The sequence below is a fragment of the Brucella sp. genome (assembly GCF_032066345.1).
GTDB classification, from domain to species: Bacteria; Pseudomonadota; Alphaproteobacteria; order Rhizobiales; family Rhizobiaceae; genus Brucella; species Brucella pseudogrignonensis.
Map to the genome: position 1 here is coordinate 155,324 of NZ_DAMBKZ010000007.1, position 12,246 is coordinate 167,569.

Below are 12,246 nucleotides of genomic sequence, written 5' to 3' on the forward strand. Positions count from 1 at the left end.
GCTATCCCCCTTGCCTGGAGCCGCCATGTTGCTTATTCCCACCCGCAATAGAAGCAGCGTTAAGAGGATCAGAGAGAATGGAAGATGCAATTATTCGTGTCACCGATCTGTCCGTCCTCTTTGACAATGCATCGGCTTTAGCCGCAGTCAGCGTCTCCATTGCGCCAGGAAAAATAACCGTGATCTGCGGCGCAAATGGTTCAGGGAAAAGCACCTTGTTGCGGAGTATGGCGCGACTACAAGCGCCCTCGCAAGGCACCGTCTTCTTCGAAGGAACGGATATCAGCCGTTTACGGCGCATTGATCTGGCCCGCAAGATCGCTGTTCTTGGACAGATGCCCGAAGTGCCGGCCGGGCTGACCGTAGAGGAACTGGTTGAAAATGGTCGACATCCGCATCGACGTTTGTTCTCAAGACTGGGACCGGAAGATCAACGATTTATTGAGGATGCAATTGCCCAGGTTGGTCTGCAAGACTTGCGTCAAAGGCATGTGGCATCGCTGTCTGGTGGTGAGCGGCAACGGGCCTGGGTTGCGCTCGCCCTTGCGCAGAATCCCACTGTACTTTTTCTCGATGAACCGACGAATTTCCTCGACATCAGACACCAGTCTGAACTGTTATCGCTGTTGAAAAAGCTGAACCGGGAACGCGCGCTGACGATCGTTGCCGTCCTCCACGATCTCAACCAGGTGATTGAACTGGCAGATCATGTGATCCTGATGCGCGAAGGCCATGTGATGACAACAGGGGAGCCTGCAACCGTCTTCACAAAGCCGCATCTCAAACAGGCATTTGATTTCGAGATCGATATTACCCAGCATCCGGATTTACCGATCCCCTTCTGCCTTCCCCGCTGGGTCCATCATCGCGATCGGCCGTGAGAAAATGAAAATGAATGCTGCAACCACGATGCGATCGCGCGCTTTCGGGCTCGCTTTAATCCCGATCATCCTCGGAATCGTGTTGCTGGTGCTTCTGTCCTTTGCAGACCTGATTGCCGGCAGTGGTCAGGTCACAATAAAGGATCTGTTGCTGGCACCCGCAAGGCCGCAATCGGTTGCACAGATCATCATCGAAACGATCCGGCTCCCGCGGGTGTTTGCAGCCATCCTCGTCGGAGCGGCCCTCGCAACTGCCGGTACCATCATGCAGACGATCCTGCGCAATCCACTCGCCGCGCCTGATATTCTAGCAGTGACCAGCGGCGCACAACTCGCTCTCGTCATATCGAGCCTGTTGTTGCCCTTTGCGTTTCCTGGTTTCGCAGCAACCATTCTCGGCGGCGCGATCGGTGGGATGGTTTGCTTGTCCGTGGGGGGCGGATTGCGCGCGCAACCCGTCAGGCTGGCACTGGCGGGGGTTGCGGTCAGCCTGGCGTTTTCAGCACTGACCGCAGCAATCATTCTAACCGCAGACGATCGTGCATCCGGAATTATTCTCTGGTCTTCGGGCATTCTGGATCAGACCGGCTGGAACAAAATCCTATCGCTCGTTCCACTGGTTTTCGCCGGAATTATACTGCTGATCATGTTTGGCAGACAATTTGATGTCATGAATTTGGGCAATGATATTGCCTCAAGCCTCGGCCTGGGAAAAGCCACAGCCATCATTGGGCTTTTGCTGTCCGTCATCCTGGCTGGAGCAGCTGTCTCCATCGCCGGACCGATTGGCTTTATCGGCCTCGCCGTACCGAATTTCTTGCGGGCAGTTGGTTTAATCAAACATCGTATCCTGTTGCCAGCTGCATGTATTTGGGGTGCGGTCGCCTTGTTGGGCGCCGACGTTATTGCGCAAGGGTTGAGCAAGGAAGGCAGGGTCGTTCCAACCGGGATTCTCGCGGCGTGTCTGGCTGCGCCCGTTCTGATCATGATACTTCGCAAGGTGAAAACGGAGGCAGGCAGTCGCGCCAATGTTTTGCTCGCCACCGTGCTGTTTGCTCGAAAGCCCATGCTTTATGGCTGCCTCTTGCTGGTCCTGTCCGCAGCAGTCTTCGCAGGGCTCACATTGGGCGACGGCATATTGGGCAGACAAATCGATTGGAGTATCGCCTATACGCTGCGCATGCCTCGGGTTTTGATCGCGATGGGCGCTGGCGCATTATTGGCCGTGGCAGGATTGTTGCTTCAGGCCGTGACCAGAAACCCGTTATCAGGGCCAGAAACGCTTGGGCTTGCGCAAGGGGCCGCGCTGGCAAGTCTGCTTGCACTCCTGATAGGCTTTGTTCCGGGAAGCCCCCTCTTTGCCTTGTTCGCCGCCCTGGGTGCAGGTAGCGTCGTTGTCTTGATAGCGGTAGTCGGGCGTCGTTTATCGCCAGCGAGCATCGCCTTGACCGGACTGGCGATTGCAGCCAGCCTGTCAGCCTTAAGCACCCTTGTGGTGATTGAGGCCAAGCTGCAGGTTGCGGAAGCTCTTTCCTGGCTTGCGGGATCGACCCATGCGCGCAGTTGGCAGGATGTTGAAGCGCTTTCGCCCTGGCTAATCCTGCCGCTGCTGACATTGGCGCTTGCAAAGCGGCTTGATATACTCGCGCTCGGTCATGACGGGGCTCAATCGCTAGGGGTTGATCCCGCCTCAACCAGGATATGGGCGATGGTGCTCGCCGCCTTCTGTGTTGCAGGCGCGGTGGCTGCGGTCGGCGCCATCGGCTTTGTGGGATTGATTGCACCGCATGCGGCGCGTCTATGCTGCGGCGCACGCTATCGGCATCTCCTGCCCGTCACGGCACTGATCGGCGCGTTCCTGACTGTTTTGGCGGACATGATCGGACGTTCCATCATTGCGCCTCATGAAATCCCGGCAGGCATAGTGACCGCCTTCATCGGGACCCCATTGTTTATTGTCTTGATGCGCAAGCAATCCCGCTAGGGTACCGCACTCATCGCACGATTTCCATTCAGACTGCGAGCGCGCTGGTCGTTTTCTCAACCAGCCGCGCCATTGACCTGGTAGATCCGAATGGCCAGATATCACCACCGATCGCATAGACCTGTTTGGCGGCAACCATCGGCAGAACAGACCAGATGGCGCTTTGGCTCAGCTCATCGGGCACAGCGTCACCGAGCATCAGCAGTTTTGTATCGACGCTCACGCTTGCCAGCTCTTCAAGCCCAATCGTTGTAAAGCCAAAGGGCTGAGTGCCAAACTCGGCACCAAGCGCGAACCCGGCTTGCAGAAGCGTCCTCATGATCAGAGAATTCGACGTGAAAACGCGCAACCGGGCAACCCCAGGCAACGGCTGTGCAACAATCAGCTTGACGGAATCGCGGTTGTTTTTTCCAACAGCAATCAGTCGCTCCTCAAATGACTGCCATTCTGCCTCCCCGATTCCCGCGCGATCGATGGCTTTTGCAACAGTTGAAAGATCGCGTTTTGTGGCCTCATAGAAATCCGGAGCATTGGTGCCTGCATCCAGGAGAAGCGTCGGAGCGATTGCTTTCAACCGGGCCGCAATCGTCGCATGGCGCAAGGCAGAGGTCACGATCAGGTCCGGTTTGATGCGCATCAGCGCTTCAAGGCTTGGTTGCTGGCGGCCCCCCACGTCAAGGGCGCCAACCAGCGCTTCATTGTCGATCCCAACCCATCGCCTGTAGCCACCCAGATCAGCCACGCCCGCAGGAACAAGCCCCAGTGAGAGAACCATTTCGGTTTCGGCCCATTCGAGGGTCACGATTTTGCGAGGCACGTCGGCGGCACCTATGCGCGGAAGCGCGGTCAAAGCCGCTCCAACCAGAAACCCGCGACGGGATAAGCCTGCTACCATCGAACGCTCGTCGTTGCCACAACGGATCGGCCTTGGCCAAAATAGCACTGGCTTGTGGAATTGCACCCTGCCACATATTTCTTGTCGCCAAGATTATAGGCGTTGACCTGCAAGCGATAGTTACCAAGATCGTAACGCAGGAACGCGTCAAGCAGTGTATAGGATGGCACGTAGAATGTATTGAGCGTGTCACCCGCCGTCTTGCCAATACGACGCACCCCGCCGCCAACAATGAGCGTGCCATCGATGCTGTTTGGCAAAGGCATGTCATAGCTGACGAAAAGTGACTGCTGGTTCTTCGGAACCGTATAAGGCAGTTTGCCGATCTGAGCCGGATTCTGGCTTTCGCTGACTTCCGGATCCTGGAAGCTCAGTCCACCCGTGAGGTTCAACCGGTCCCACAAGCGTGCCGTTGCTTCCAGTTCAACCCCGCGAACACGCACTTCATCGGTTTGATAGTAAATGCCGGAGATACGATTGACGACATTTTGCTGTTCAGCCTCAAATGCCGAGAGTGTTAGCGAATAGTCCTCGCCTTCCGGCGCGTATTTCAGACCGACCTCCTTCAAGGTACCGGTTGTCGGCTTCAACGGCGTGTCGGCAAGGGTAAGCGTCGGCAGGAACGACGTCGAATAGAGCGCGTAGGGGACAAAACCTGAATCGAAAATATAAGCTACCCCGACCCGCCCGGTGAATTTATCGGGATTCTGATCATAATCCACGCTGCGGCCCGTAGACAGGGTCGTCTGCTCGGAATCGATGCGGGCAAAATCCTTGCGTCCACCGAGCGTAACGCGAAGTTTTCCCGCCTCGATTTGATCCTGCACATAGATTCCGGTCTGATACTGCTTTTGCAACAGACGTGTCGTGGGCGAAAGCCTGGCTATGGATTTGTCGTAGGTCGGGTTGAACAGGTCTTGAGAAGGACCACTCGCAGACGCTGTGTGATTGTCCAACCGCTGCCACTGCTGATCAACACCAAACAGCAAGGTATGAGACAATGGGCCGGTCTCGAAACGGGATTCCAGTTGCGTGTCAAACGCAATTGCATCCAGTTCCGGCTGAGCGAGGTAATTGGTGCGCGGAATGGTATGACCGTCCCAGCCACTCGATGGCAGGACGCCGGTGAACAGGTTGCGGTAGTCGGTTTTCATGTGCGAGTAGCGGAAATTCTGACGCAGCGTGAAGGTATCATTGAAGCGATGTTCAAATGCATATCCGACGTAGCCGATTTCCTTTTTGTAGACGGCGCTGCGTGGGTCTCCATCGGAAAAATCACGGGCAATGTTTTGCCCTGACGGGGTCGGAAGAACACTGCCATAAGCCGGAATGATAACACCGGCCTGTCCCATATCATCTTTGAGATAGCCGCCCGATACGATCAGGCTCGTCTCCGCATCCGGACGCCATGCGATGCTTGGATTGATCGCAAAACGATTGTTCTTTCCGAAATCATAGGAAGTATCGCTGTCACGGAACATGCCATTGAGCCGATAGGTCAGTCGCGGATCATTATTGATCGACCCGGTGGTGTCGAAACCCAATTCTTTGCGCGCGAAGCTGCCACCACGCAGATAGACCTGATGCGCGGCTTCAGCCTGCGGCTGTTTGCTGACCATATTGACGATGCCGCCAACGTTACTCTGTCCAAACAAGGCCGAACTTGGCCCGCGCAGGATTTCCACGCTTTCAAGCGAATAGGGTTCGACGACAAAGCCGGAGTAACCACCCGACTGGCTTGCAATCTGGGGAATGCGCAAACCGTCGAGATAAAGATCCGCAGGAAAACCGCGGACGGTAAAATAATCAGATCGAACGTCTGCACCGTAACGCTGAGCGTTCACATTTGCGCTGTAAAGCATCGCTTCACTCACCGACTGAACAGCTCTGTCATTCATATTATCGCGGGTTACAACGGAGACTGATTGCGGGACTTCACGAAGAGCCATGTCACTTTTGGTGGCGGCGCGGCTGTAGTCAGAAATATATCCCTTCACCGGGATGCGCGGCCCGGTGCCTCCGCTTGTCTGAACCTCAATAGTATTGAGTTGAATAGCACCCGCTTCCTGAGCCATCGCCGGCTTGGACAGCACAAGTGCAGCCACACCCGACAGCAACATCGCCTTGAGTAACGCCTGCAAAGAGAAACGATCTGTTTTGTGATTTGGATTTCGTTCGCAGGCAGCGACGCCACTCGTCTTCAATTCGGCTCTCCTGGTCGTTCATCAAGCGAACGATTTATGTCCCGCTGACGATAACGACCGCAGGCTTTGACTGTCATCTTTGAGGTTGCGCAATTGTAGAATTCAGAATAATTCTAAATTACACACGCATATCCATGCGTTGCGCGCCAGAATATATTCATCATCAGCTGTTGAGTCAGGCCAAACTCGGTTGCAATCGGGTCAAAATTCTGCAATTTCCGTCAAATATGACTTTTTTAGTCAAATTGGGCCAATTGGAAGTTAGAATGCGACCGAAGCATGCCATCGACTATCAGAACATCGACCGACCGCTGGCTGTGATGCGGCGTGAATACAAAACGACTACAAATTTCGGCTGGCATAGTCATCGACGCGGGCAGTTTCTGGTGGGAAACAGCGGCTATATGACCGCGATGACCGAAGAAGGCGCGTTCATGCTACCCGGCGGCTACGCAATACTCATTGCCCCTGACCTGCCGCATGCGGTTCAAACCTTCGGAGAATGCAGAATGCATTCTGTCTATCTGGAGGAAAGCGTCTTGCGGGGCTTCTGGGGGCCGACAAGGATTGTGAAAGTTTCAGCGCTGCTTGATGCAAGCATAGAGGCGCTCGCCAATGAACCGGTGCTCTATGATGAAAGCGGCAGAGGACACCATCTTGCGGCGCTCATTCTTGATGAAATTCGCAATGCAGATCCACAGCCCTATACCGTTCCGCTCCCGTCCGAAAAGCAGCTGCGCAGACTCTGCCGGGATCTGCTCGATAATCCAGGCAATAAACTCACCATCGATGACTGGGCTGATAAGGTCGGTATGAGCCGTCGGACAATGACGCGCAAATTTCGATCGGAAACAGGCATGAGTTTCATCGAATGGCGACAGCGACTGCGGGTCTCGCATGTCATGCGTCGCTTAGCAGAGGGGATCCCACTCGCTGTGGCAGGAACGGAAGCCGGCTATCAGAGCCTCTCAACATTGCGCAAAATACTCAAGACATGGTCCTCTTGAACCGCCCCATTTGGCGCAGCAGCAGCGATCGCAACGGCTGATCCGATGCAGGGGTTGGGTGACCGCAACAAAGCGTTCTTGCTGATCGGATTGGAAAAATCAACTTCAAGCCGATTGAACGCTTTGCGTCGACATGAGCAGACCCAGACGAACCAAGTTCAGCGGATGAGCAGCACAGTTTATCGCACCCGTTTCAGGCTGAGCCTTCGCAATTGCCTTGTGAATGCTCGCATCCTGATTGTCTGCGGTGATAAGCTGACGAGCGGCACATTCTTTGGAGCATCCCTGGTTACTCGATGAATTGTCGCTCCCCTCTCACATGGGCGGGGCTCAGAGGACTTTTCGTAAGCAATGGGCCCCTTTATTCGCGAGGAATGCATTCACGCTGCAGCTTCCTTTTGACATGAAGCGGGTGATCGATCACCTGATTGCAGACGCGAAGCGGCATATGGAATGAAGCCCGCTCTTAAATTTTGTGATCGCGCGCGATCCTTGCCGCCCTTAAACGCTGCGTTTTAGCATCCAAGACGGATTTTTCTTGGACCATGATCGCTTTGGCTGTCTTATCGGTCGCGGCTTTCTGCGCTTCCATCCGAGAGAGTACAGGTTTGAAAAGCGCATTGGTGGTGTGGTGTTTGATCAATTTTCTGATCTCCCGTTTTCACCTTTCGTATTGCTAACGCGCACGGCTCCTCGAACAACCGCCGCCACTACGCTGCAAGACGTTAGAAAGTTTAGACCATTCGCTGGAAAATGGCTTCTTGATATCTAGAGAGCGAATGGGTGCCGGTTGGGCCAAGTGAAGAATAGACTCATTCTTTGACGGGGGATAGTTCCTGACCGAATAATTTGATGGCCTATGCAATTAAACCTCCCTGTTAACGTTTGATCACCTTTATGATGCAGCAAATAAAAAAGGCCGAGCGTGCACTCGACCCTTTCGACGTAATCTTCAAATCAATGCCAGTACATCCGTGGTCAAAGATAGAGGAAAACGTCCTTATGCAGCCTGAAGATTACACGCCGACATTTTACCGGACTTACGATCCTGTTCGAGATCGTAAGTCAGCTTCTGGCCTTCTGTGAGTGAAAACAGGCCAGAGCGTTCAACGGCCGAGATGTGAACGAACGCATCCGCACCACCATTGTCAGGCTGAATGAAGCCAAAGCCTTTTGTCGAATTGAACCACTTAACTGTTCCGGTGTTCATGATGAACCCTTTCGTAAAGATTATAAATAACGACACGAGGTTACGTGGCGTAAACAGATACGATTTTTAAAAAGGGGGTTCGTTCAGCGCACCATGCTAACTGTGCAATAAGCAAAAACTCTTCAAGAAAATATCGATGCCCATCATGTAATATTTTTGATGGAAGTTGTCAAATAACATTTTCGAAATATTATAATGAGGCATTTATTATAGAGAAAAATATTTAAAAATAAGACAGATATTTCTAGAAATTCTATACGATAATTTACTTTTATTCTTTCTTTTTTATCGTGTCATTCAGCGAGCCACGCGACCACCGGCGATCATAGCGCTGGTGACATGGAGGACGCCTTCTCGGGGCTGGCGGTGGCTCCTGATCGATCGGTCGAGTGGTCCGCGACCAAGCCAGAATTGTGCGAGGCTCTGGTGACAAGGAATGACAGTATCATTGGCATGTCGAATTGACATGGCTGAATAATTAGGTTGATATCAATCTATATAAGCAAGATACCAATCGCTTTTCATAGCCGCAGGCCGCGGAGTGGCGAGGCAGCGTAATCATTGCGACGCTGCATGGGTCAGGGAAACCCTGCTGACGGACAGGCCGACCGGTCGGATGACAGGATATACACGTCAATTTTAATGGGAGAGAGATCATGAGGATCGTCACCAGCCTGAGTTTTCAGGGTCAGTGCCGTGAAGCCTTCGAATTCTATGCAAGAGTTCTCGGTGGAAAGATTACGGCCGCGATACCCTATGGCGACGGCCCGCCGGACATGCCGCTGACCGATGAAAAATACAAAACATGGCTGATGCATTGCTGGCTCGAAGTGGGTGACCAGGCCTTGATGGGTGCAGACACGGATGTGCAATGGGCTCGCAATGTGGACAAGCCAAAAAACGGCTTTGACGTCACGTTGCACACGTCGGACAAAGCCGAAGCCCAGCGCTGGTTCGAGCAGCTTTCTGAAGGTGGCAAAGCGGTAATGCCGTTCGGCGAAACCTTCTGGTCACCAGGCTTCGGCTCCCTTGTTGATCGGTTCGGCATTCCCTGGATGGTGAATACCATTCCAGCATCCGACTGGAAGCCGTCCCAGAGCTGATCCACAAACAAGCACCGAAAACGCGCGCAGGTGCCGAAGGCAGTGCTAACCGCACCTGCTGGGAGCAATTCTCCTCCAGCGTCCAAGGATGCCGAAGATACCTATCGGGGAAGAGCATGCGCATTTCCTACCGTTGGATGATCGTCGCGGCAGGCGGCCTTCTGGGATGTGTCGCCGCCGGGGCCATGTTCTCATTGCCCGTTCTGCTGCGACCCATCGCTCAGGAGACGGGGTGGTCGATCACCGGAATATCCTCGGCAATGACGTTCGGCTTTCTCGCGATGGCGGCGGCAAGTATCGTATGGGGAAGCCTCTCCGATCGGTTCGGCCCCCGCCCGATCGTGCTGGCAGGCTCGGTGATGCTTGCTTTGAGCCTTGCACGCGCCAGCCGGGCTGAAACTCTTGGCGAATTCCAACTGATTTTTGGTCTGCTGGTCGGGACAGCGACTGCCGCCGTCTTCGCACCAATGATGGCATGCGTCACCGGCTGGTTCGAAACCAGGCGCGGCCTGGCAGTTTCGTTGGTTTCCGCCGGCATGGGCATGGCTCCGTTGACAATGGCACCTTTGACGGCGTGGCTGGTGACACTGCACGATTGGCGCAGCGCAATGTTGATTATTGCCGGCATTGCCGCCAGCCTGATGATACCTGCAGCTTGCCTGGTGCGTAGCCCTCCAGCGATGCATAAAGGTTCAAACGAAATGCTGGCCGATGCGCTCCAGGCGGATATGTCAGTGCAACAGGCAGTCCGATCGCCACAATTCTTCACACTGATGTTGACAAATTTCTTTTGCTGTGCAACGCATTCCGGCCCAATCTTTCACACGGTGAGCTATGCCGTGACCTGCGGCATCCCGATGATTTCAGCGGTCTCGATCTATAGCGTTGAAGGACTGGCCGGCATGTTTGGCCGTATCGGTTTCGGGCTCGCCGGCGACCGGTTCGGCGCCCAGCGGGTATTGGTAATGGGGCTTCTCGCTCAGGCCTTTGGCGTGCTTGCCTATGTTTTTATCTCAACACTTGCACCCTTCTACGCGCTCGCTGCATTGGTGGGTTTCATCTATGCCGGTACAATGCCACTTTACGCCGTGATCATAAGAGAAAATTTTCCGATGAAAATGATGGGTACCATCATTGGAGGTACAGCCATGGCTGGCAGCCTTGGCATGTCGACAGGACCCCTTCTGGGTGGGTTGGTCTATGATCGCTTCGATTCCTATGTCCTGATGTATATTGGCTCATCGGGCATGGGGGTGGCGGCCGTGCTGATCCTGATGACGTTTCGCCCATTTCCATCACGCCAAAGCACGATGGCGGCAATTTGAAGAACCCTTTGCCCAGGTTCTCCCCTCATCTATCGGCTTCCATCGACTGTTGATCGCCAGCCAAGTTTTCATGCGCCGCCATTCGTCGCGCATGCGGACGGACTCAGCCTGTTGCTGCCTTATGCAGCTTGTCAAACAATTGCCGATGACATCACGCAGATCCTCCGCATGTCCAGTCAAAGCACAACGCGCAGAAAGGGCCTTTCCCGACGCACCGCCCCTTGAGAAGGCAATGAGCTTGCCTGCGATGGCAAAGCCATTCATAACTACAGTCATAACCCTGTTCGATTGGATAGAAGGGCGTTCCGACGCCGCGTTTCGCGCAACCGGAGCCGGACCGGCTATCGCCAGCCAGCAAGTCTACGGCCTCACCGACAGGACATCTGGTTGCCAGCAGATCCTGAAACAGCAGGTTAAGGGACGGGAAGCGCAATGGATCTGGCCAGTATCATCTCAATTGTTCTCGCCGCCACTTTCATCGGGTTCATCATCCTCTTTCTGATGATCCATTTCGTTCTGCGCGACTGAAGAACGCCAGCCCCTGTTTGACTGCGGTTCGCATTCCGATCCCATTTTCATTTCGCGACCTTTTCCCAATCACCAAAATGCCAGGTTCCGCCATCATTTCCATCAGATTGCGCAGGCCCAATTTTAAGCCAAGATAATATCAGATCATCCACTGACCAAAAGCTTGCAACAAAACCTAGAGGTGGAAGGGCGGCATAAAAAGCTTGCGTTATGCACATAAATGTGTCAACTCTTGTACAAGAAAGGATGTACAAAAATGCCCTTCAATATCAATGATCCTACCGTCGATGCGTTGCTGGATCAAATAATGAAACAAAGTGGCGTCCGAACAAAAGTCGGTGCAATCCGCATGGCACTACAGCATGAAGCTGATCGTCTCAGCCACCAGACGCCCTTGCGAGACAAGCTAGCAGCGATCCGTGCGAAAAAAAGGCGGGTTCTGGGTACAGCTGTTCCTGACGTGAACCATAAGCAACAGATGGATGAGTTGTGGGAGGAAGAGGATTGAGTTTTGTAGATGCCTCCATCATTGTTGCTATTCTAAATGAAGAGCCGGGGTATCAGGAAATCGAGAAGCGGCTAAATGAGGAGAAGAAGGGCCTGTATGTCTCTCCCCTTGTTCGTTTTGAGGCTACGATGGCGATTGCACGTATCTCAATAGAGGCCGCCAAAGGTAAGGTTGACCGGTCGGCTATCATAGCGGAAGCGAAAGCTATCGTTGACGAGATAATTGACGTGCTGGATGCCAAAGACATTTCCATCGATGCGAAAGTCGGCAACCTCGCAACCGAGGCTGCAATACACTATGGAAAAGTGGCCGGCCATAAAGCTAAGCTGAACTTTGGTGACTGTTTTGCCTACGCTGCGGCCAAAGCATACCGACTGCCGCTTCTATATAAAGGCAATGATTTTTCAGAAACTGATTTGGCTTAACGATTTTCCGAAAAGCCGCCAGAGAACGACTCGCGGATATTTCCATTGAGATTAATATAGTCGCGATATTGTCCAAACATATACAAGGAAGAAACATCGACTCTACTGGATTGTGTTGCGAAGATATGAGTTGAACGGAGGATGGGTTCTCTCTGGGCGCAATTGTGCAGCGAGTG

At 53.7% G+C, this 12,246-nt stretch carries 11 protein-coding genes; 7 read left to right on the plus strand and 4 right to left on the minus strand.

Annotation, left to right across the window (positions count from 1 at the left end; translation table 11 throughout):
* Positions 1-77 precede the first annotated feature (77 nt).
* Together RT142_RS11295 and RT142_RS11300 are read left to right on the plus strand one after the other, a co-directional pair.
* The gene (locus RT142_RS11295; protein WP_064323020.1) at positions 78-881 is read left to right on the plus strand and encodes an ABC transporter ATP-binding protein; all 804 of its coding nucleotides are present in this window, start codon (positions 78-80) and stop codon (positions 879-881) included.
* 10 nt (positions 882-891) lie between these two features.
* Entirely contained in the window at positions 892-2,865 is a 1,974-nt protein-coding gene (locus tag RT142_RS11300) for an iron ABC transporter permease (protein WP_007881404.1), read from the plus strand.
* A gap of 28 nt (positions 2,866-2,893) precedes the next feature.
* Here the strand turns inward: RT142_RS11300 and RT142_RS11305 are convergent, their stop codons facing one another.
* Together RT142_RS11305 and RT142_RS11310 are read right to left on the minus strand one after the other, a co-directional pair.
* A complete protein-coding gene (locus RT142_RS11305) occupies positions 2,894-3,760 on the minus strand; it encodes an iron-siderophore ABC transporter substrate-binding protein (protein ID WP_007881410.1) in 867 nt (288 codons plus the stop codon).
* Positions 3,754-5,880 (minus strand): TonB-dependent siderophore receptor, encoded by a 2,127-nt coding sequence (locus tag RT142_RS11310; RefSeq protein WP_152425738.1) that lies wholly within the window; start codon positions 5,878-5,880, stop codon positions 3,754-3,756. Before RT142_RS11310 ends, RT142_RS11305 begins: the two co-directional genes overlap by 7 nt.
* A gap of 350 nt (positions 5,881-6,230) precedes the next feature.
* Between RT142_RS11310 and RT142_RS11315 the strand changes: the two genes are divergently transcribed.
* Positions 6,231-6,971: an AraC family transcriptional regulator gene (locus tag RT142_RS11315; RefSeq protein ID WP_007881415.1), complete on the plus strand. Its 741-nt coding sequence runs from the start codon at positions 6,231-6,233 to the stop codon at positions 6,969-6,971.
* A 466-nt stretch (positions 6,972-7,437) separates the two neighbouring features.
* Here the strand turns inward: RT142_RS11315 and RT142_RS11320 are convergent, their stop codons facing one another.
* Positions 7,438-7,614 (minus strand): hypothetical protein, encoded by a 177-nt coding sequence (locus RT142_RS11320; RefSeq protein ID WP_007881416.1) that lies wholly within the window; start codon positions 7,612-7,614, stop codon positions 7,438-7,440.
* A gap of 357 nt (positions 7,615-7,971) precedes the next feature.
* Positions 7,972-8,181: a cold-shock protein gene (locus tag RT142_RS11325; RefSeq protein WP_007881418.1), complete on the minus strand. Its 210-nt coding sequence runs from the start codon at positions 8,179-8,181 to the stop codon at positions 7,972-7,974.
* 656 nt (positions 8,182-8,837) lie between these two features.
* Between RT142_RS11325 and RT142_RS11330 the strand changes: the two genes are divergently transcribed.
* The 4 genes from RT142_RS11330 to RT142_RS11345 all read left to right on the plus strand — a co-directional run bounded on the left by RT142_RS11330 (position 8,838) and on the right by RT142_RS11345 (position 12,070).
* On the plus strand, positions 8,838-9,284 hold the full coding sequence (locus RT142_RS11330; protein WP_313028669.1) for a VOC family protein: 447 nt from the start codon (positions 8,838-8,840) through the stop codon (positions 9,282-9,284).
* 116 nt (positions 9,285-9,400) lie between these two features.
* Positions 9,401-10,609, plus strand: a complete 1,209-nt coding sequence (locus tag RT142_RS11335) for an MFS transporter (protein ID WP_007881420.1) — start codon at positions 9,401-9,403, stop codon at positions 10,607-10,609.
* Positions 10,610-11,393: 784 nt separating this feature from the next.
* Positions 11,394-11,645 carry a type II toxin-antitoxin system VapB family antitoxin gene (locus RT142_RS11340; RefSeq protein ID WP_007881421.1) on the plus strand — a complete coding sequence of 84 codons (252 nt, stop codon included), beginning with the start codon at positions 11,394-11,396 and terminating at the stop codon, positions 11,643-11,645.
* Positions 11,642-12,070 (plus strand): type II toxin-antitoxin system VapC family toxin, encoded by a 429-nt coding sequence (locus RT142_RS11345; RefSeq protein ID WP_007881422.1) that lies wholly within the window; start codon positions 11,642-11,644, stop codon positions 12,068-12,070. The genes RT142_RS11340 and RT142_RS11345 overlap by 4 nt, the downstream gene beginning before the upstream one ends.
* The last annotated feature ends 176 nt before the right edge of the window (positions 12,071-12,246 follow it).